The organism is Streptomyces sp. NPDC085866, from assembly GCF_044541035.1.
Lineage (GTDB): Bacteria > Actinomycetota > Actinomycetes > Streptomycetales > Streptomycetaceae > Streptomyces.
This window is the reverse complement of record NZ_JBITSQ010000006.1, coordinates 382,977-402,113: the sequence shown is the minus strand read 5'-3', so window position 1 is coordinate 402,113 and position 19,137 is coordinate 382,977. Positions and strand designations below refer to the sequence as shown.

The 19,137-nt window shown below is 71.9% G+C and carries 17 protein-coding genes; 10 read left to right on the top strand and 7 right to left on the bottom strand.

The features are described from left to right. Nucleotides 1-266: 266 nt before the first annotated feature. A complete protein-coding gene (locus ACIF83_RS17525; RefSeq protein ID WP_393472210.1) occupies nucleotides 267-1,127 on the top strand; it encodes an alpha/beta fold hydrolase in 861 nt (286 codons plus the stop codon). 16 nt (nucleotides 1,128-1,143) lie between these two features. Here the strand turns inward: ACIF83_RS17525 and ACIF83_RS17520 are convergent, their stop codons facing one another. The 3 genes from ACIF83_RS17520 to ACIF83_RS17510 all read right to left on the bottom strand — a co-directional run bounded on the left by ACIF83_RS17520 (nucleotide 1,144) and on the right by ACIF83_RS17510 (nucleotide 4,239). After that, the gene (locus tag ACIF83_RS17520; RefSeq protein ID WP_393472208.1) at nucleotides 1,144-2,733 is read right to left on the bottom strand and encodes a transporter; all 1,590 of its coding nucleotides are present in this window, start codon (nucleotides 2,731-2,733) and stop codon (nucleotides 1,144-1,146) included. Then, nucleotides 2,730-3,506 (bottom strand): ABC transporter ATP-binding protein, encoded by a 777-nt coding sequence (locus tag ACIF83_RS17515; protein ID WP_393472205.1) that lies wholly within the window; start codon nucleotides 3,504-3,506, stop codon nucleotides 2,730-2,732. Before ACIF83_RS17515 ends, ACIF83_RS17520 begins: the two co-directional genes overlap by 4 nt. Before the next feature lie 79 nt (nucleotides 3,507-3,585). Further along, nucleotides 3,586-4,239, bottom strand: a complete 654-nt coding sequence (locus ACIF83_RS17510) for a bifunctional DNA primase/polymerase (protein WP_393472203.1) — start codon at nucleotides 4,237-4,239, stop codon at nucleotides 3,586-3,588. Between the two features lie 276 nt (nucleotides 4,240-4,515). Between ACIF83_RS17510 and ACIF83_RS17505 the strand changes: the two genes are divergently transcribed. After that, a complete protein-coding gene (locus ACIF83_RS17505; protein WP_393472200.1) occupies nucleotides 4,516-5,901 on the top strand; it encodes a transcriptional regulator in 1,386 nt (461 codons plus the stop codon). A 201-nt stretch (nucleotides 5,902-6,102) separates the two neighbouring features. Beyond that, nucleotides 6,103-7,818 (top strand): hypothetical protein, encoded by a 1,716-nt coding sequence (locus ACIF83_RS17500; RefSeq protein ID WP_399727684.1) that lies wholly within the window; start codon nucleotides 6,103-6,105, stop codon nucleotides 7,816-7,818. Nucleotides 7,819-7,854: 36 nt separating this feature from the next. On the opposite strand, the gene ACIF83_RS17495 is transcribed toward ACIF83_RS17500, so the two are convergent. After that, nucleotides 7,855-9,183: an ABC transporter substrate-binding protein gene (locus tag ACIF83_RS17495; RefSeq protein ID WP_393472194.1), complete on the bottom strand. Its 1,329-nt coding sequence runs from the start codon at nucleotides 9,181-9,183 to the stop codon at nucleotides 7,855-7,857. A gap of 117 nt (nucleotides 9,184-9,300) precedes the next feature. On the opposite strand from ACIF83_RS17495, the gene ACIF83_RS17490 reads away from it, so the two are divergent. The 3 genes from ACIF83_RS17490 to ACIF83_RS17480 all read left to right on the top strand — a co-directional run bounded on the left by ACIF83_RS17490 (nucleotide 9,301) and on the right by ACIF83_RS17480 (nucleotide 11,596). Next, on the top strand, nucleotides 9,301-9,801 hold the full coding sequence (locus tag ACIF83_RS17490; RefSeq protein WP_393472191.1) for a hypothetical protein: 501 nt from the start codon (nucleotides 9,301-9,303) through the stop codon (nucleotides 9,799-9,801). Nucleotides 9,802-9,911: 110 nt separating this feature from the next. Next, nucleotides 9,912-10,793: a formyltetrahydrofolate deformylase gene (gene purU / locus ACIF83_RS17485; protein WP_393472188.1), complete on the top strand. Its 882-nt coding sequence runs from the start codon at nucleotides 9,912-9,914 to the stop codon at nucleotides 10,791-10,793. A gap of 23 nt (nucleotides 10,794-10,816) precedes the next feature. Then, nucleotides 10,817-11,596: an SDR family NAD(P)-dependent oxidoreductase gene (locus ACIF83_RS17480; RefSeq protein WP_393472186.1), complete on the top strand. Its 780-nt coding sequence runs from the start codon at nucleotides 10,817-10,819 to the stop codon at nucleotides 11,594-11,596. 200 nt (nucleotides 11,597-11,796) lie between these two features. Here ACIF83_RS17480 and ACIF83_RS17475 read toward each other — a convergent pair whose 3' ends face one another. Together ACIF83_RS17475 and ACIF83_RS17470 are read right to left on the bottom strand one after the other, a co-directional pair. Beyond that, nucleotides 11,797-13,245 (bottom strand): maleylpyruvate isomerase N-terminal domain-containing protein, encoded by a 1,449-nt coding sequence (locus ACIF83_RS17475; protein WP_399727679.1) that lies wholly within the window; start codon nucleotides 13,243-13,245, stop codon nucleotides 11,797-11,799. Then, nucleotides 13,242-13,823 carry an RNA polymerase sigma factor gene (locus tag ACIF83_RS17470; RefSeq protein ID WP_399727676.1) on the bottom strand — a complete coding sequence of 194 codons (582 nt, stop codon included), beginning with the start codon at nucleotides 13,821-13,823 and terminating at the stop codon, nucleotides 13,242-13,244. The genes ACIF83_RS17475 and ACIF83_RS17470 overlap by 4 nt, the downstream gene beginning before the upstream one ends. Before the next feature lie 333 nt (nucleotides 13,824-14,156). Here ACIF83_RS17470 and ACIF83_RS17465 point away from each other — a divergent pair, with 333 nt between their 5' ends. Further along, a complete protein-coding gene (locus ACIF83_RS17465) occupies nucleotides 14,157-14,537 on the top strand; it encodes an STAS domain-containing protein (RefSeq protein ID WP_393472177.1) in 381 nt (126 codons plus the stop codon). 146 nt (nucleotides 14,538-14,683) lie between these two features. Continuing rightward, complete coding sequence (locus tag ACIF83_RS17460; RefSeq protein ID WP_399727673.1) at nucleotides 14,684-15,196, top strand: EF-hand domain-containing protein; 513 nt, start codon at nucleotides 14,684-14,686, stop codon at nucleotides 15,194-15,196. Here ACIF83_RS17460 and ACIF83_RS17455 read toward each other — a convergent pair. Continuing rightward, a complete protein-coding gene (locus ACIF83_RS17455) occupies nucleotides 15,180-16,742 on the bottom strand; it encodes a class I adenylate-forming enzyme family protein (protein ID WP_399727670.1) in 1,563 nt (520 codons plus the stop codon). The genes ACIF83_RS17460 and ACIF83_RS17455 overlap by 17 nt on opposite strands. Nucleotides 16,743-16,791: 49 nt before the next feature. Here ACIF83_RS17455 and ACIF83_RS17450 point away from each other — a divergent pair, with 49 nt between their 5' ends. Both ACIF83_RS17450 and ACIF83_RS17445 read left to right on the top strand, forming a co-directional pair. Beyond that, entirely contained in the window at nucleotides 16,792-18,003 is a 1,212-nt protein-coding gene (locus tag ACIF83_RS17450; protein ID WP_399727667.1) for an amidohydrolase family protein, read from the top strand. Continuing rightward, nucleotides 18,003-19,136 carry an acyl-CoA dehydrogenase family protein gene (locus tag ACIF83_RS17445; protein WP_393472167.1) on the top strand — a complete coding sequence of 378 codons (1,134 nt, stop codon included), beginning with the start codon at nucleotides 18,003-18,005 and terminating at the stop codon, nucleotides 19,134-19,136. Before ACIF83_RS17450 ends, ACIF83_RS17445 begins: the two co-directional genes overlap by 1 nt. The last annotated feature ends 1 nt before the right edge of the window (nucleotide 19,137 follow it).

Genomic DNA, 19,137 nt, shown 5'->3' with positions numbered 1-19,137 from the left:
CCGGAGCCCCGAGCTCTCAGGGTCATCCCCCTCGGACCGGTTTTCCCCGAGCGGTCCGCCTCCCGCCAGAAAGATCCCCTTGGCGGCGGCGATCATTCATCGAGGGGTGTCACTCGAATGAGGGGTGTTGTCCGCAGAGGCAGTATTTTCGAATAGGCATTCGATAGTCTGCGGCGGCAGTAAGAGCGACAGTACGAGCGACAGTACGACTGCGACAACGGCAGTACACCGGTACGAGGCAGGCGGAGCTGGGGGGTGCCAGGCCGATGGCACGGCGTATCGATGTGGCGGGAGCGGGCGGGGTGCGCCTGGCCGCGTGGGAGTTCGCGGACCCGCCCAAACCGGGGGCGGAGCCCGGAGCTCCGGGCGTGCTGTTACTCCACGGCCTGATGGGCCGCGCCTCGCACTGGGCGTCCACCGCCCGCTGGCTGGCCGAGCGCCACCGCGCCGTCGCGCTCGACCAGCGTGGCCACGGTCAGAGCGACAAGCTCCCGCAGGCCGCGTACACCCGGGACGCCTACGTCGAGGACGCCGAGGCCGCCCTCGAACAGCTCGGCCTCGCCCCGGCCGTCCTCATCGGCCACGCCATGGGCGCCCTGACCGCCTGGCAGCTCGCCGCGAAACGCCCCGACCTGGTGTGCGGCCTGATCATCTGCGACATGCGGGCCTCCGCGCTCGGCTCGGCCTCGCAGCGCGAGTGGGCCGACTGGTTCCGGTCCTGGCCCGTCCCCTTCGCCACCCTGGCCGACGTCCGCAAGTGGTTCGGCGAGGACGATCCCTGGGTGGAGCGTCCCCAGCCCGCCCGCGGTGCCTTCTACGCCGAGGTCATGCACGAGTCCGCCGACGGCTGGCGGCCCGTCTTCGAGCCGGAGCAGATGCTCGCGACCCGGGAGAGCTGGGTGTACGACGCGCACTGGGAGGAGCTGGCCCAGGTCCGGTGTCCTGCGCTGGTCGTTCGTGGCCTGGACGGCGAGTTGGGGCGGGCCGAGGCGCAGGAGATGGTGCGGGTGCTTCCTCGCGGGGAGTATGCGGAGGTGGCCGACGCCGGGCACCTTGTCCACTACGACCAGCCGGCGGCTTGGCGGTTGGCTGTCGAGCCGTTTCTTGAGGCTGCGCTGGCCGTTTGAGCGCCGAATGGCGCCGTCAGCCCCTGCTGACCGCCGTCAGGATCTCCGGTAGGCGGACCGCCGTTCGCGGGGCTGCCAGGCGTAGCCCCAGCAGCGTGAGCGCTGCGCCGTAACCCGCCCCCGCCGGCAGCAGCACCCAGCTCCACGCATCCCCGTCCGCGCTCACGTTCAGCCAGATCGTCAGGGTGATCACGGGGGAGCAGAGCAGGGCCGCTGCGACCATGCCGCCGAAGATCGAGATCCAGGCCAGGCCGGCCTGGCCGGGAGCCACGTTCTTGTGGCCCTCCTGGGGGATGGAGTACGGGAAGCGGGCCGAGGTCCAGGCGCCGGTGGCCAGCATCGCGCCGAGGAGGGCGAGGGAGAGTCCCAGCGCCTCGGGGAGCCGGTCCCAGGCGTCCAGCAGCGCGGTCGTCAGGACGGTCACGACGGTGGCGTAGGGCAGGGTGACCACCAGCAGGGCCAGCGCCCGCCCGCGCAGCTCGGCGTGCGCGTCCCGGGCCGAGGAGATGGTCAGGGCCACCATCCAGAACGCGGAGGTGTCCTGCCCGAACTGGTTGTACATCTGGATGCCGAGCATTCCGGCGGCGAAGCATGCGAAGTAGATCGACCCGGTGCCCTGCACCGCGTTGAACACCGGCACGATCAGTCCGATGGCCAGCGAAGTCACCCACGCGGCCTTGGTCTTGGGGTCGCGCCAGATGTAGCGCAGGGTGCGCTCCATGACCGTACCCGTGCGCCCGTCGGGCAGCAGTCGCCGCAGCCCGGCGGAGGAGGTACGGTCCGGCGCCCCGGCGTCGAGAGCCTGGAGGGTGGACCCGTCGGGCGAGGTCATCAGCCGGGTCAGACTTCGCGCCCAGACGGCGATCAGCAGGGCCAACCCGGCGACCGACAGGGCGAGCTGGGTGAGGGCCGTGCCGTACGATCCCTCGCTCGCCGACCGCACCGCCCCGACGGCCGAGGCGGGCGGCACCCAGGACAGCACGTCCGCCGCCGGCTGCAGCTGTCCGAGCCCCGCCGAACCCAGCCGCTGCGCACCGAAGTTGACCAGCTGTGCCCCGACGGCGATCACCAGACCGCTCAGCACGGCCAGATCGCGCCCTTTCCTGCTGGTCAGCAGCCGTACGTTGGCCGCGGCGACAGCGCGCGCGAGCGCCACGCAGACCAGCAGCGCGAGGACCACGGCGGCGACGGAGACGGCGTACCCCGCTGCCCCGTGCGCCACCGACAGCACGCATCCCACCAGCACCAGCAGCGTGAACAGCGGCCCGATGCCGACCAGCGAGGCGGCCAGCAGAGCCCGGACCAGCGGCCGGGGGCGCAGCGGCAGCATCACCAGCCGGGTGGGGTCCAGCGTCTCGTCACCGCTGGGGAAGAACAGCGGCATCACCGCCCAGCCGAGCGCCAGCACGGCCGTACCGGGGACGGCGACGGCCTCGGCGTGCGCGTGCCCGCGCAGCGCGACCAGGCCGAGCATTTGCAGCAGTGCGAACAGCAGGGCGACGACGGCCGAGGCGACGAACGCGGCCCGCCGGCCCGCCGACTGCCTCAGCCCGCCTCGCAGCAGCGACAGCTTCAGCCGTACGACGGTGGCGGTCAGGCTTGTCATCGGGCCGCCCCTCCGCCCAGCCAGTCCAGATCGGATGCGGTGTCCCGGCCGTGCGCCCCCACCAGCTCCAGGAAGGCCGCCTGCAGGGTGGGGTGCTCCCCGCGGACCTCGGCCAGCGTGCCGGTCGCGCGGATGCGGCCCGCGGCCATGACGGCCACCCAGTCGCACAGCGACTCGACCAGCTCCATCACGTGCGAGGAGAACACGACGGTGGCGCCGGAGGCGGTGTAGCGCTCCAGCACACCCCGGATCGTCTGCGCGGACACCGGGTCGACGCCCTCGAAGGGTTCGTCGAGGAACAGCACGTCGGGATTGTGGAGGAGCGCGGACGCGAGCCCGATCTTCTTGCGCATGCCGGTCGAGTAGTCCACGACGAGCTTGTGCTGCGCCCCGGCCAGGTCGAGCACGTCCAGCAACTGTGCGGCCCGCTTGTCGACCTCGGCACCGGGCAGCCCCCGCAGCCGCCCCGAGTACCCCAGCAGCTCCCGACCCGACAGCCGCTCGAACAACCGCAGCCCCTCGGGCAGCACCCCGATCCGCGCCTTCACGGCCACCGGGTCCCGCCACACGTCGCGCCCGACGACCTCGACGGACCCCTGATCGGGCCGCAGCAGCCCGGTCGCCATGGACAACGTGGTGGTCTTCCCGGCCCCGTTGGGCCCGACCAGCCCGATGAACTTCCCGGAGGGGAGATCGAGATCGATCCCGCCCACGGCAACCTGCTGCCCGAACCGCTTCCAGAGCCCTCGCACACGAACCGCAGCCTCGGTCATGCCAGAACCCTACGGTGGGGAAACGCCTTCAGGGGCGCGGGACTGCGCCTGATACGCGGCTCCGCCGCGTGAGCGCACGTCAGCGATCCCGGCCGCACGCATAGGCCAGCGGCGAGATCAACTCCTCCGCGTCCGGCAGCCAGCGATTCGCCGGCGTGGGCCGACAAGCCCACTGCACAGCGCCGCGCGAGCCGAAACGAGTCGGCGGAGCGGCCACGTAGCTCCCCTCGCCCAACGGCATGAGGTCCAGCGAAGCCAGCGACCATCCCAGCTTCCGCACCAGGTCGGGAACCTTCACCGAGGCTCCCGGCAGCACGAAGAACTGCATACGGCGGTCAGGGGTGAGCGTCACCGGGCCCAGGGTCAACTCCATCCGCTCCATGCGGGCCAGCGCCAGAAACCCCGCACTCTCCGGCACGGACAGCGCGTCGAACGTACGTCCCGTGGGCAGCAGGATCGACGCCGTCGGCTGTTTCTGCCACATCCGGCGCGCGACGGTCGCGCTGCCCGTCGCCTGCGTCGCCCAGTCGGGGCGCGTGGGGTGCGCACCCGGCGCGGGGCAGGAGGCATCGCCGCACGAGCAGCGCTGCGCCCCGTCGACGGCTTCCAGCCAGGCGCCCGGGAACACGTCCCAGTGGCGTTCCTCGGCGTAGCGTACGGCGGTTTCCAGCAGCGATTCCCCGCGCTGCTGCGGAATCTGAGCGGCTTGCGTGCCTGCGATCGTCTCTTCCACGTTTCACTCAACTCCCGCACTCACCTGGAGTTACGGCCGGGGCGCGGGCAGGGGAGGAGCATCGACTCCTCGGCCGGGGCGCACGGGTGCACGAGTGGGGGCGCGCGGGAGGAAGCGGGGCGTGGGATGGGTAGCCAGGGGTGGGGGTGGCAACAGCCTTTACCCCGGCAAACCGCACATGTCACGCATTGACGGTATGTCAGCTGGGCAGTGATCTTCACGACCGGATCCTTCCGGCCGGATCTTCACGCTCCAGGGGTTCGCAGGGGGTAGCTCATGGCCGCAAGGCCTCTCGTCGCGAGGCAGCCGAACGAACGGCTGCAGGCACTCATCCAGGAAGCGGGGTGCTCGAACGCCGGGCTGGCCCGGCGGGTCAACATGTGCGGCGCCGAGCACGGTCTCGACCTGCGCTACGACAAGACGTCCGTGGCCCGCTGGCTGCGCGGTCAGCAGCCGCGGGGCCGGGCTCCGGCGATCATCGCGGAGGCGCTCGGGCGCAAGCTCGGCCGTACGGTCACGATCGACGAGATCGGCATGGCCAACGGCAAGAACCTCGCCTCGGGGGTCGGCCTCCAGTTCTCGCCGACGGTACTGGGGGCCATCGAGCAGGTCTGCGAGCTGTGGCGCAGCGACGTGGGGCGGCGGGACTTCCTGTCCGGCTCCTCCGTCGCCGCCTCCGCGCTGGTCGAGCCCAGCCGTGACTGGCTGATCTCCGTGCCGGACGCCCAGGTGGCCCGGCAGGCGGGCCCGCGCGTGGGCCAGTCCGACGTGGCCGCCGTACGGTCCATGACCCAGGCGCTGGTGGACCTCGACCACCAGTACGGCAGCGGTCATGTGCGCCCGGTCGTCGTGCACTACCTCAACAGCGTCGTCTCCGGGCTGCTCGCGGGGTCGTACCGCGAGGCGGTCGGCCGCGACCTCTTCGCGACCGTGGCCCGGCTGACCGAGCTGGCGGGATACATGGCGGTGGACACCGGGCAGCCGGGCCTGGCCCAGCGGTACTACATCCAGTCGCTGCGCCTGGCGCAGGCGGCCGGCGACCGCGGCTACGGCGGTTACATCCTGGCCGCCTCCATGAGCCACCTCGCCGCGCAGCTCGGCAACCCGCGCGAGATCGCCCAGCTGGCGCGGGCCGCGCAGGAAGGGGCGCGCGGGCGGGTCACCCCGCGCGCGGAGGCGATGTTCCACGCGGCCGAGGCCCGCGGGCACGCCCTGCTCGGTGACGTCCGGGCCGCGCAGGCCGCCTCCGGGCGGGCGGTCTCGGCGATGGAACAGGCGGACGCGGCCTCCGGGGACGACCCGGTGTGGATCGCACACTTCGACGAGGCCTATCTGGCGGACGAGCTGGCGCACTGCCACCGCGACCTGGGACAGGCCGAGGCGGCGGCGCGGTACGCCGAGCAGTCGCTAGCCGGACACCCCGAGACCCGGGCCCGGCGCCGCGCCATCGGCTATGTACTGCTCGCCACGGCCCAGGTGCAGCAGCGCGAGATCGAGCAGGCCTGCAGCACCGGGACGAAGGCGGTGGAGCTGCTGGAGAGGCTCCGTTCCAACCGGGGCGCCGAATATCTGGAGGATCTCCAGCAGCGCCTGGAGCCCTTCCGGGACGAGGCGGTCGTGCGGGAGTTCGGGGCCCGTCTCGACCTCCAGCAGGCCGCCTGAACAACGGCCCCGCGGTTGCGTGAACGCATGGGAAACGGCACCGGGACCCAGGGCGGTTGCCGTATACAGCGAACTGCGGGGCTGTTTTGTTACTGGTGTCACAGGGAAGAAGATCGCGCCCTGAGCTGCATGGCACCCGACTCGGGGGACCCGGTAGCGTGAGCCGACGATTCCGAAGGTCCCCCATTCGTAGGAGTCCCGGTGACGCAGAGCGGACAGGGCGAGGAGCCCTCGGCGCGACCCGCGCACGAAGGCATCGTGCTGCCCTCCGACGGAGGCGAGCCCCTGCTGCCGGGCATGGCAAGCGCCCCCGCCCCCGCCCCCGCGGCCCCGACCGGCGGCCAGGCCTGGGGCCGCGCGTGGGGCCCCGGCGCCCAGCAGGCACCCCAGCCGGACCAGGGCTGGCCCCCGGCGGCCGCCCAGCAGTGGGGCACCCCGGACCAGCAGCAGCCCGCGGGCAACGGCCCCGGCCCGCTGCCTCCCGAGGGCGCACCGGCTCCGTCGTACGGCGGCCAGGCCTACGGCTCCGCGGGTCAGGCGCAGGCGTACGGCGGCGATCAGCAGCAGTACGGCGCCGGGCAGCAGCACCAGTACGGCGGCGGTCAGCAGCCCCAGGGCGATGCGGGCCGGTCGCCCGCCTACGGCGCCCCGGACCCGTACCGGCAGCAGTACCCGGCCTCGCCCGCCCCCTCGGCCCCCCTGCCGCCCGCGGACGCGTACGCGGCGCACGGTGCCACCGCCCAGGGCGCGACCCTGCCGCCCGCCGTGCCGGAGGCGTACCCGGCTGCGTCCCTGCCTCCGACGGCCGACGGCGCGACCCAGTACATACCGCCGGTCACCGGGGGCGCTGCCCCCATGCCCGGCCTCGCTGCGGCTCCCGCGTCCGTGGACGAGGGGGCGACCCAGTACCTGCCGCCGGTCCCGGCGGCCCCCGTCGACGAGGGCGCCACGCAGTACATCCCGCCGGTGGCGCCCGGCGCGCTGCCGCCCGAGTCCGCCGGTGAGGAGACGCGGTTCCTGGGGCGCGTGCCCCAGCCGGCCGCCCCCTCCGACGCGGACGCCACCCAGTACATCCCGCCGTTCACCGGTCAGGCGCCGGGCGGGGACCGGCAGCCGCCCGCCGAGTTCGACAACCTCTTCCGCGCTGGGCCGGGGGGCGGGGAGAGCCCGGCCGGCTCCACGCAGCAGATGCCGCGCATCCAGCCGAACGGCTACCCGGGCCCGGCGCAGCCGTCGTACATCCAGCCCATCGACATGGGCGAGGACGACGGCGGGCGCCGGGGAGGCCGTACCGGCTCGCGGGTGCCGCTGATCGCCGCCGTCGGTGTGGGCATCATCATCGTCGGCTTCGGTGTCGGCGCGATGTTCAGCGGTGGCGGCGGGGACAAGGGCAACGACAAGAAAACCGTCGCCGCCGCCTCCCCGGCCACCCAGGACTCGGCCTCGGCCGCCGCCGACCCCGCCCAGCAGCAGGCGGCCGCCCTGGACAAGCTGCTCGCCGACAGCGGCAGCAGCCGGGCCTCGGTGATCCAGGCGGTGGCGAACGTCAGGCGGTGCAACAACCTCGGCCGGTCCGCTTCCGACCTGCGCGACGCGGCCAAGCAGCGCGCCGACCTGGTCGCCCGGCTCGGCAAGCTGTCCGTCGACAAGCTGCCGAACAACGCCGCGCTGACCGCCGCCCTCACCAAGGCCTGGCAGGCGTCCGCGGCCGCCGACAACCACTACGCGGCCTGGGCCGACCAGGTGGGCGGCGGCCGGAAGGGCTGCCACAAGGGCCAGGCCCGCGGCACCGCCCAGACCCAGGCCGGCAACCGGGAGAGCGGCACCGCCAGCGCGCAGAAGGTGAAGGCGGCGGCGCTGTGGAACACCATCGCGCAGAAGTACGGCCTGACCCAGCGCCAGCCGACCCAGCTGTGAGCCGCGCGGCCGCCGGGGCCTGCCCCGGCGGCCGGGTCAGTCCAGCTCGGCGTTCTCCAGCGTGCTCGTCATGTCGGTGATCCCGTCGAAGCCCGAACCCGCGGTCTTCTTCGCGGCGACCAGTCGGCCGTCCTTGACGACCTGGAGGGTCACGTCGGCGTTGACGAGTCGCGGGAAGCCGACCCCGGCGAGCTTGCTCTCGTAGGGCCAGTGCAGGGGCGGGGTGAGGCCGCCGGTGGACACCTTCAGGCCGTCGTCGAGGGTGCGTCGCACGGTGTCGGAACTCACCTCGCCGCCGCCGATCTTCTCCAGGACGGCCTTCAGCACGGTGTAGGCGATCCAGGTGGTCTGCACTCCGGCGTCCGCGGGGTCGATGCGGTTGTCGCCGAAGGCCTCCTCGTTGATCACCTTCTTCATCCGGTCCCAGCGCGGGTCGGACGACACCGGGTACCAGCCGGTGATGTACGACCCCTCGTACGGCCCCGAGGCCCCGCCCGTCGAGTTGATCACCGTCTGGTCGACGCTGCCCAGCACGGTCGCCGTCCGCACCGCCGGATAGCCCTCACGGGCCCGCCGGAAGGAGTCCATGAAGATGTCGGTGCGTTCCCCGAGCGCGGGCACCACGCACCCCTTCTTGAGCGTGTCCTTCGTCGCGTACCTCAGCGCCTGGTCGACCTGGCCGTCGTACTCGGTGGCGTTCTCGGCGGCCAGCTGGTCGCCGGCCGGGGCGTGCCCGCCCGCCTTCAGGCCCGAGTTGAGCAGCGCGGGCAGCTGGTCGCCGGCGATGCTGTCGGGGCGGACCAGGGACACCGGGCCGCAGGAGGCGGCGAGCGCCCTGCCGAGGCCGGCCAGGAGGGCGGGCTGGCCCCCGTTGACCGGGTACACCATGGGGCCGGTGAACTCCTCGCTGGTGACGCCGTAGCCGCCTATGTAGGGGATGCCGGCGCTCTCCAGCGGGGCGAGGAAGGAGTCGCCGAACTGGCTGTAGGAGCCGACCACCGCGACCACGTCCTCGGCCGCCGCGCGCCGGGCGCACTTCGCCGCGCCCACGCTGTCGTTGTGGTCGTTGCAGGTCAGGACCTCGAGCTTGCGGCCGTTGATGCCGCCGTGGGCGTTGATCCACTTGCCGTAGGCGTGGGCCATCGCGGGCATGCCGGGCTTGTTGGTGGAGTCGGTCTTCTGGGGCGCCCAGGTCATCACTTTGATCGGGCCGTCCCCGGAGCCCCCCGTGGCACCGGGGATGGCCCCGCATCCGGCGGTGAGCGACGCACATGCGGCCAGTGCGCCCGCCGACAGGGCGGTGGCTCTGACGGGCCGGGAGAGGAAGGGGAGGAAGGTGCTGCGGATGCGTGGCCTGCCGGTCATGGACAAGCACGATTCCGTCACATCACTAACCGGGGAGTGACCCATGGTCAACGAAAGGTGACACTGAGGTGAATTACAGGGGCCCGTGAGACTCGTGTGGCGAGGAACGTACGATCGATGACCGTGCAAGGTTCGGAGAACTCTTCCCGTCGCGGCCGTCGCTCCTCCACCATGGGCGGCATGCCACTGAACGACATGCCGTGGTGGCGCTGGCGCAGCAATGTGCGCTCCGCGCTGCACATGCTCTCCGACCAGGAGTTCCAGCGCGACGTCTGGCTGGCCGGCGTCGACGGGTACGGCGACGTCACCGACGCCGTGTACCGCCTGGTGGAGGACACCTGGCTGGACAACTGGTCCGCCGAGAAGTACGTCGGCACGATATTCCGGGACTCGCAGGAGGCGGCGCTCGTCGACACCGCCGTCCTGCGGGTGCTGCGGATCATGCACCAGGTCGGCCCGGACGCGCCGGTCTCCGCCTACTTCGACCACCACGGGTGGCCGGAGGCGGTGCGGGCGGCCCGGGACGCGCACATACGCCTCGCGGCGAGTGACGGCGACGATCCCGACGCGCCTCCGCGGAGCCTGGAGGTGCTGCGGATCATGACGAGGGTCGCGTAGGCAGGGGCCGGACCCTCCCGGGGCGGCGCCCGCGCGGCAGGCCGTCCCGGCCCGTCCCGACCCGCGGGACGATTGCCCACGGCGCGTGGCCGTATGGGACCCTGTGGTGCATGAACGAGCAGTCCGCCCCGGCCGCCGCCCCGGCCGACCAGTACGTCCTCACCCTCTCCTGCCCGGACAAGCAGGGCATCGTGCACGCGGTGTCGAGCTACCTGTTCATGACCGGCTGCAACATCGAGGACAGCCAGCAGTTCGGCGACCACGACACGGGACTGTTCTTCATGCGCGTCCACTTCTCCGCTGACGCGCCGCTGACCGTGGACAAGCTGCGGGCGAGCTTCGCGGCGATCGGTGACACCTTCCACATGGACTGGCAGCTCAACCGGGCCGACGAGAAGATGCGCATCGTCCTGATGGTCAGCAAGTTCGGCCACTGCCTCAACGACCTGCTCTTCCGCGCCAGTATCGGCGCCCTGCCGGTGGAGATCGCGGCCGTGGTCTCCAACCACACCGATTTCCAAGAGCTGGTGGGCTCGTACAACATCCCCTTCCGCCACATCCCGGTGACGAGGGAGAACAAGGCGCAGGCCGAGGCGCAGCTGCTGGAGATCGTGCGCGAGCAGAACGTCGAACTGGTCGTCCTCGCCCGCTACATGCAGGTCCTCTCGGACGACCTGTGCAAGCAGCTCAGCGGCCGGATCATCAACATCCACCACTCCTTCCTGCCGAGCTTCAAGGGCGCCAAGCCGTATCACCAGGCGCACGCGCGGGGCGTCAAGCTGATCGGCGCCACCGCCCACTACGTGACGGCCGACCTCGACGAGGGCCCGATCATCGAGCAGGAGGTCGAGCGGGTGGGCCACGGCGTGACGCCGGACCAACTCGTCGCGATCGGGCGGGACGTGGAGTGCCAGGCGCTGGCGCGCGCGGTGAAGTGGCACGCCGAGCGCAGGATCCTGCTCAACGGGCACCGGACGGTGATCTTCGCCTGAGACATGCCCTCTAGGCTGCGGGCATGACCTCACAGGCGTATCTCTCCGAACTGTTCTCGCTGGACGGCCGCGTCGCCGTGGTCACCGGCGGCAGCTCCGGCATCGGCCGGGCCATCACCGGGGCACTGGCGCGGGCCGGGGCGAGCGTGGTGGTCGTGGCGCGCAAGGAGGCACAGCTGGCCGCCACGGTCGACGAGCTGACCGCCGACGGCTGCCGGGCCGCCTGGGTCAGCGCCGACCTGAGCACCCGCGAGGGTGTGCGCGCGGCGGCCGAGGAGGCGGCCGGGAAGTTCGGGGAGCCCGACATCCTCGTCAACTGCGCCGGGATCAACCTGCGGCCGCCGATGGGGGAGCTGGGCGAGGAGGTGTGGGACACCACCATGGCCGTGAACCTGGAGGCGCCCTACCTGCTGGGGCAGCGGTTCGGTCCCGGCATGGCCGAGCGGGGCTACGGCCGGATCATCCACATCACCTCCCAGCAGGCGCACCGGGCCTTCGTGCAGAGCGGTGCCTACGGCGTCTCCAAGGGCGCGCTGGAGTCACTGGCCCGCTCTCAGGCCGAGGCGTGGTCCCCGCACGGCGTCACCGCCAACACCCTCGTCCCGGGCTTCGTGATGACCCCGTTGAACACACGGCTGTCGTCCGACCCGGAGAGGGTGGCGGCACTGGCCGCGCGCACGATGGTCGGGCGGAACGGGTTGGCGGAGGACTTTGCGGGGGCGGTGGTGTTTCTGGCGAGCGGGGCGTCCGCCTATGTCACCGGGCAGTCGATCTTCGTCGACGGTGGGTTCTCGGTGCACTGAGTAGGGGGCCGTCCTTTGGCTGCGGGGCGCTGGGGGCTGGTCGCGCCCGGCGGCGGAGCCGCATATCGATACCGCCCCGCGCCCCTGGGGAGTTGCGGTGCCGTCGGCTGCATGCGCACCGTACGCAGCGGCACCCTGCCGGCGCCGGTAAGCGACCCGCCCCCGCCCGGCAACAGCACCGGCAAGCCGCGCAGCCAAGTTCACATCCGGCTGAGCCCAGCGGCGGCGAACAGCACATCCCTGATCGCCTCCCGGTCGCCCACCTGCCCCGCCGCAGCCTCCTCCGGCGGCACGTGCCCCGCCGCCAGCCGGCAGAACTCCACGCCGTCGAGGGCGACATGGGCCACCTCGAACTCCGCGGAGCCCACCGCCCCGGGCGAGTCCAGCGGGATCAGCCACTCCCCGCCGGCCGCCCCCTCGATCTCCAGCCGCAGGCTGCGCCCCGGCGCCCCCGCAGGAACGAGATGCGGGGTCTGCCCGGGCGCGGACAACCCCGCCCGGCGCCGCTCGGCCAGCGCCACCGGCAGCATCCGCGCCGCGAGGTCGATCATCTTGTTCAGGTGACGCGGCGCGGGCGGCCCGTACGGATAGTCCACCGCCTCCGCGATGTCCTCCGCGTGCACCCAGCACTCGAAGGCACGGTCCAGCATGGCGTCGTGCAACGGCAGTTCGAAGGCGCCGTACGGCACCGCGAGCCCGCCGGCCGTGCTGCCCGTGAAGGACACCGTCCGTACGAGGTGGTGGCTCTGCTCCCGCCACGGCGCCCGCACGGACCGCGTCGGCGGGAAGCGGGACGCCCGCCAGAACGCCTCGGTACGCCCGGCCGGCCCCGTGTCGCCCTGCCCGTCGATCCGGTCCGTCCCGTCCGTCCCGTCCGTCCCGGTCTTCTCGCCCTTCGCGAGGACCTCCGCCAGCGGATCCTCCAGACCGAGCGCCCTCGCGACCAGCCCGTCCACCGACAGCAGATGCGCGATCACCCCGGCCACGGTGGTACGACGACTCGTCGGCGCGTCACCCTCGAACCACCGCAGCCGCACCGGCGCATGCCACTCCGCGTCACCGAAGTCCTGCAGCAGTGCGTCCAGTCGCGCGCTCTCGGCGTCGTAGGGAGCCGCCCACTCGGGCACCGGGATGCGCGGCGGCCGGCGGTCCAGGCAGCTGTCCAGGACGCGGGTGCGCAGGGCGGGGTCCAGGTCGAGGCTCTCGGGCTGGTGCAGCAGACCGACCGCCTCGCGCAGCCGCAGCGCCTCCTCGGCGCAGGACCCGCAGCTGCCGAGGTGTTCCTCCACGGCCGCCGTCTCGGCCGCCGAGCAGGCGGCCAGGGCCCAGGCGCCGAGCAGCGACTTCAGGACGTCGTGCGACAGGTCGAGCGGCACGGGCGGAAGGTCCCCCAGGTCGGCGAGATCGGGCAGCGGCAACCCGCTGTCCTCCACGGAGGCGCGGGGCAGCGGTATCCGGGGCGACCGGCCGGTTCCGGACCCGCCGGCACCCTTCGGCCCGTCACCGGAACCGGCACCGGAGCCGTAATCCGAACCTGAGCCGTAATCCGAACCCGAGCCGGAACCCGAACCGTCACCGGGGCCCGCTCCCGCACCGCCCTCGTACGTGTCGTCCCCGTCGTGCGCCTCGAACCCTCCCGGCCCGTTCACACCGCACCTCCGTATCCCGGCGGTGTGCCGACGTCATGGGCGGTGGACAGCAGTTGCAGGCCGAGGCGGAGCCGGCGGCGGGCCTCGTCCTCGGTGACGCCGAGGTCGGTGGCGGTCTGGCGGTAGTCGCGGCGCTGGAAATAGGCCAGTTCGAGCGCGCCGCGCAGCGGGGCGGGCATGGAGTGGACGATGTAGTCGGCGCGGGCGGCGACCGAGGCGCGGTGCACCTTGCTCTCCAGGCTCTCCAGCTCCTCCGCGGAGCCGCTCTCGCCGCCGGTGAGCGCGGCGGTCTCGGTGGCGCGCAGCCGCTGCACGGCCAGCCGGTGGGTCACCGCGGCGACCCAGGAGCGCAGCGGACCCTCCTTGGGGTCGTAGCTGTCGGGGTGTTCCCAGACGTGGGCGAAGACCTCGCGGGTGACACCGTCGGCGGCCCGCTCGTCGCCGAGGACGCGGTGGGCGAGGCTGTGCACGAGGGAGGCGAACCGGTCGTAGAGCTCGCCGAGCGCGGCGGCCTCACCGCGTGCGAGCCGCTGCTGCATCTTGCGGTCCCAGCGGGGCCGTACGTCCTTCTGCGCCATGCTGCCCCTCCCTCGCGTCGTCCGGCCCGTCCAGCGTCTCTGCACCCGCATCTCGAATGTAGTCGGCACCCCTGACTACGCACGCCCCTTTGTGTCAATGTGCGCCCCCCGTGGCGCCGCAGGTGATAGTGCCCTCTTCACACAATCCTCACTCAAACCGTGCCCAACTTCGATCGAACAGGATCGGTAGTGACTGAAACAAGCCCCTTGTTGATCGCCCACGGTTTGTTGCCCGAAGTTTCAGGGAACCGCCGCTGGGCAGCCGCGCGGAGAGAAACGTAGGAACTGCTTCCGTTTCCGGGCGGTTCCGGGAGATCCGGCGAGCGGAGGGGCGTGGCCGTGGCATTCAAGGTGACCGGCGTCGAACAGGGCGAGTGGGCCGTGCTCCGGGTGTCCGGGGAACTGGACCTGATGACCTCGCCGGTGCTGCGCCAGCGGGTCCATGACGTGGTCGCCGAGGGGCACCACAGCCTGATCCTGGACCTCTCCGAGGTCTTCTTCTGCGACTCCAGCGGGGTCGGCGTCCTGGTCGCCGCCCGTCGGCTGATCCGCTCCTGCCAGGGCCGGCTGCGGCTGATCCTGCCGGACCGGGGCGCGGACGAGGGCTCGCACGTCAACCGGGTCCTCGGTGCGCTCGGCGTCCGCCGCCTCTTCGACGTACGCCCCGACGTCGAGTCCGCCACCACCGACGAGGCGGGCCCCCTCTCGGCCTGAGCCCCGCCGCGCCGACGCCACGAGGTTGTCGCAGAATTCCCCCGGTCTTGGCACAACCCCCGCTTTTCCGTCACCTCACCGCCTCCCGCGACGTACGCTCCCTGCCAGATCCACCCCCACGTCAACGTAAGGCGGCCCGAACAGACATGGTCAGCACCGAGTACGAGCGCAGGATCGCCGCCCGGTTCGCCACCTTCGACCAGGACGGCAACGGCTACATCGACCGCGAGGACTTCAACGCGGCGGCCAAGGCGCTGCTCGCCGAGTTCGCCGTCGCCGCCCGCTCCGACAAGGGTCAGGCCCTGTACGCCGGTGCGGAGGCCTTCTGGCAGGGCATGGCGGGCATCGCCGACCGGGACGGTGACCAGCGCATCACCCGCGAGGAGTTCGTCACCGGCGCGGTCAAGCGCCTGCGCGAGACCCCCGACCGCTTCGCCGAGATCGCCCGCCCCTTCCTGCACGCGGCGCTGGCCGTGGCCGACCCGGACTCGGACGGCCACGCCACCCTCACCGACACGGCCCGCGTCCTGCGCGTCTTCCACGTACCGGCCGACATCGCCCGCGCCACCGCCACCGCCCTCGACGCGGACGGCGACGGCAGGATCGGCGAGTCGGAGATCATCCCGGCGTTCGCGCGCTACTTCACGGTTCCCGAGTAGCGGCCGACGGCTGCGCGAACCGCTCCCGTAGCTTGTACTTCAGCACCTTCCGCAGTGTCTCGTTCCGTGGAAGGGCGTCCACCACCTCCAGCCGCTCCGGCAGCTTGTGGACGGACAGCCCTTCCGCGCGCAGGTACGAGACGACCGACGCCAGCGTCAACTCTTGGGCACCGGACGGCTGTTCGATCACCGCGCAGACCAGCTCCCCCCGCTCCGCGTCCGGCAGGCCGATGACCGCCGCGTCCGCCACCGCCGGATGTGCGGCCAGCAGGTCCTCGATCTCCTTGGCCGAGATGTTCTCCCCCTTGCGGATGATCACGTCCTTCAGTCGGCCGGTGAGCACGAGGTGGCCGGAGTCGGTGACGTGGCCGAGGTCGCCGGTGCGCAGGAAGCCCTCCGGGTCGAAGGCCGCGGCTGTCTGGCTCGGGTCCAGGTAGCCCTGGCAGACGGCCTCGCCGCGCAGGCGGACCTCGCCGTCGACGATCCGTATCTCCATGCCCTCCGGTGGGCGGCCCTCGGTCGTCGCGAGGTTCTCGGGGGTGTCCTCGGGGTCGCCCATGGTGATCATCGGGACCTCGGTCATGCCGTAGCCGTGGGTGAGCTGTACGCCCATCTCGCGGACGACGCAGTGGTAGACCTCCGGGGGCTTGGGAGCGCCGCCGCCCGCGAGGAGGCGGAGGGAGGGGATCACCTTCGTGTCCGGCTGTTTGCGCTGCTCGTTCAGGAACATCGCGTAGAACGCCGTCGAACCGCCGGCCACCGTGACCCGGTGCCGTCGGTACCCCTCCAGCGCGTCCGGCAGGGCGAACTGCTCGAACATCACCGCCGGGAAGCCGTACAGCAGCAGCATGACCGTGTAGTCCGGGCCGGCTATGTGCGCGTACGGGAACGCCATCGAGCCCACGTCGTCCGGGGTGAGGCGCAGGGCGTGCGCCAGGCAGGAGCCGCCCGCGATCAGGGAACGGTCCGTGTGCAGGACGCCCTTGGGGTCGGAGGTCGTGCCCGAGGTCCAGTAGATCCAGCGGACCGAGGTGCCCTCGGCGGGGGGTGCGGGGAGGACGGACGGGTCGGCCTCGGGCAGGGTGTCGTACGCCTCGAAGACGCCCTTCGCGCCGAGGCGGCGGGCCATCTCCGTGTGGTCGTGGCCGCGCCAGACACCCGGTACGGCGAAGAACTCGGCCCTTGACTCGCGCAGCGCGAAGCCGACCTCGCGGTCCCGGTAGAAGGGGATGACCGGGGACTGGACGGCGCCCAGGCGAGCCAGGGCGAAGGAGAGCAGGGCCGTCTCGATGCGCGTGGGCAGCTGCCAGGCGACCACCGTGCCGGGGCGGACGCCCATGCCGTACAGACCCGCCGCGACCCGCTCGGCCCGCTCGCGCAGCTCGCCGAAGGTCAACCGGCGGTCTTCCTGGAGGAGGACGGGGCGGTCGGGGGTGAGGTCGGCGCGGCGCACGACCAGGTCCCACAGCGTGCGGGAGGAACTCAGGGAGTGCGGGGTCTCGTTCACGTATGCCCCCTGCTTGGCTGACGACTCGTCAGGTGCCATGCTATCTGACGGACCATCAGATAAGTACTGTCCGGCGGAGGGGACCATCGTGACCGAACTGCCCCGCATCATCAGCGTCGACGACCACGTGATCGAGCCCGCCCACCTCTTCGAGACCTGGCTGCCGGCGAAGTACCGGGACCGGGGTCCCAAGTCGCTGACCGCCGGGATCGGGGAGCTGGCGTACGTCGGCGGGAAGTACCAGATCACCATGGACCCGGAGGGCCAGCCGACGGACTGGTGGATCTACGAGGACCTGAAGTTCCCGTACAAGCGCAACATCGCCGCCGTCGGTTTCGACCGGGACGAGATGACCCTGGAGGGCATCACGCGGGAGCAGATGCGGCGCGGCTGCTGGGATCCCGAGGCACGGCTCGAGGACATGGACCTCAACCACGTAGAGGCCAGCCTCTGCTTCCCGACCTTCCCGCGCTTCTGTGGGCAGACCTTCGCCGAGGCGCACGACAAGGAGGTCGCGCTCGCGTGCGTCCGCGCCTACAACGACTGGATGGTGGAGGAGTGGTGCGGGGGCAGTGGGGGACGGCTGATCCCGCTGTGCCTCATTCCGTTGTGGGACGTGGAGCTGGCCGTCGCGGAGATCCGGCGCAACGCAGCGCGGGGGGTGCGGGCGGTGACCTTCTCCGAGATCCCCACCTATCTCGGGCTGCCCTCCATCCACTCCGGCTACTGGGACCCGTTCTTCGCGGTGTGCCAGGAGACCGGGACCGTCGTCAACATGCACATCGGCAGCAGCTCGCAGATGCCCGCCGCCTCCCCGGACGCGCCGCCCGCCGTCCAGGCCTCGCTCAGCTTCAACAACGCGATGGCCTCGATGATGGACTACCTCTTCAGTGGGGTGCTGGTGAAGTTCCCGACCCTCAAACTCGCCTACTCCGAGGGGCAGATGGGTTGGATCCCGTACGCCCTGGAGCGCGCCGACGACGTGTGGGAGGAGCACCGCGCCTGGGGCGGGGTGCGCGATCTGATCCCGGAGCCGCCGTCGACGTACTACTACCGGCAGATCTTCTGCTGCTTCTTCCGCGACAAGCACGGGGTCGCGTCCCTGGACGTCGTCGGCCGCGACAACGCCACCTTCGAGACCGACTACCCGCACGTCGACTCGACCTTCCCCCACACCAAGGAGGTCGCCCTCGACCATGTGAAGGGCCTCGACGACGAGACCGTCTACAAGCTGATGCGGGGCAACGCCATCCGCATGCTCGGCCTGGACTTCGACAAGCAGACCGAGCGGACCCCGTGATGGACCTGTCCTGCACGCCCGAGGAGGAGGAGTTCCGGGCCCGGCTGCGGGAGTGGCTCGCCAAGGTGCTGCCCACCCTGCCCGCCAAGCCGCCCCCGGACGACTGGCCCGGCCGCCGCGCCTACGACCTCGGCTGGCAGCGGATGCTGTACGACGCCGGGTACGCCGACGTCCACTGGGACTCCTCCCCGACCATGCGGCTGATCTTCCTGGAGGAGACGGAGAAGGCGGGCGCTCCCTATGTGGGGGCGAACTTCGTCGGGTTGCTGCATGCCGGGCCGACGATCGCCGCCGAGGGCACGACCGAGCAGAAGGACCGCTGGCTGCCGCCGATCCTGCGCGGGGACGAGGTGTGGTGCCAGGGGTTCAGTGAACCGGACGCGGGGTCCGACCTCGCCGCGCTGCGCACGCGCGCGCGTAGGGACGGCGACGACTACGTGGTGAGCGGGTCCAAGATCTGGACCTCGCACGCCGAGGTCGCCGACTGGTGCGAACTGCTGGTCCGTACGGACCCGGAGGCCCCCAGGCACAAGGGCATCACCTGGCTGGCCATGCCGATGGACGCCGAGGGCGTCACCGTACGGCCGCTGCGCACGCTCGCCGGGTCGACGGAGTTCGCCGAGGTGTTCCTGGACGAGGTCCGGGTGCCGGTCGGCAACCGGGTCGGGGCGGAGAACGACGGCTGGCGCGTGACCATGGTGACGCTCTCCTTCGAGCGCGGCACGGCCTTCGTGGGCGAGGTCGTCGCCTGCCGCCGGGTGCTCGGCGAACTCGCCCGCACTGCGCGGGAGAACGGCCGCTGGGACGACCCCGTGCTGCGCCGGCGGCTCGGGCGGCTCAATGCCGAGTTCCGGGCGCTGTGGCGGCTGACCCAGTGGAACGTGAGCGAGGCGGAGGCAGGCGGCGGAGTACCGGGCGTCGGGGGTTCGGTTTTCAAACTGAGCTACTCGCACGCCCGCCAGGAGCTGTACGACACCGCCGCCGAGGTGCTCGGACCGGACTGTCTCGACCTGGACCGGCCCTGGGTCCTCGACCGGCTCTCCTCACTGTCGTACACCATCGCCGCCGGCACCTCGCAGATCCAGCGCAACATCGTCGCCGAGCGCATCCTCGGCCTGCCGAAGGGACGGTGAC

Excerpts from the sequence above, each read along its gene's own strand:
- ACIF83_RS17525 (WP_393472210.1), top strand. The coding sequence starts at position 267 with ATGGCACGGCGTATCGATGTGGCGGGAGCGGGCGGGGTGCGCCTGGCC.
- ACIF83_RS17520 (WP_393472208.1), bottom strand. The coding sequence starts at position 2,733 with ATGACAAGCCTGACCGCCACCGTCGTACGGCTGAAGCTGTCGCTGCTG.
- ACIF83_RS17515 (WP_393472205.1), bottom strand. The coding sequence starts at position 3,506 with ATGACCGAGGCTGCGGTTCGTGTGCGAGGGCTCTGGAAGCGGTTCGGG.
- ACIF83_RS17505 (WP_393472200.1), top strand. The coding sequence starts at position 4,516 with ATGGCCGCAAGGCCTCTCGTCGCGAGGCAGCCGAACGAACGGCTGCAG.
- ACIF83_RS17495 (WP_393472194.1), bottom strand. The coding sequence starts at position 9,183 with ATGACCGGCAGGCCACGCATCCGCAGCACCTTCCTCCCCTTCCTCTCC.
- ACIF83_RS17490 (WP_393472191.1), top strand. The coding sequence starts at position 9,301 with ATGACCGTGCAAGGTTCGGAGAACTCTTCCCGTCGCGGCCGTCGCTCC.
- purU (WP_393472188.1), top strand. The coding sequence starts at position 9,912 with ATGAACGAGCAGTCCGCCCCGGCCGCCGCCCCGGCCGACCAGTACGTC.
- ACIF83_RS17480 (WP_393472186.1), top strand. The coding sequence starts at position 10,817 with ATGACCTCACAGGCGTATCTCTCCGAACTGTTCTCGCTGGACGGCCGC.
- ACIF83_RS17470 (WP_399727676.1), bottom strand. The coding sequence starts at position 13,823 with ATGGCGCAGAAGGACGTACGGCCCCGCTGGGACCGCAAGATGCAGCAG.
- ACIF83_RS17460 (WP_399727673.1), top strand. The coding sequence starts at position 14,684 with ATGGTCAGCACCGAGTACGAGCGCAGGATCGCCGCCCGGTTCGCCACC.
- ACIF83_RS17455 (WP_399727670.1), bottom strand. The coding sequence starts at position 16,742 with ATGGCACCTGACGAGTCGTCAGCCAAGCAGGGGGCATACGTGAACGAG.
- ACIF83_RS17445 (WP_393472167.1), top strand. The coding sequence starts at position 18,003 with ATGGACCTGTCCTGCACGCCCGAGGAGGAGGAGTTCCGGGCCCGGCTG.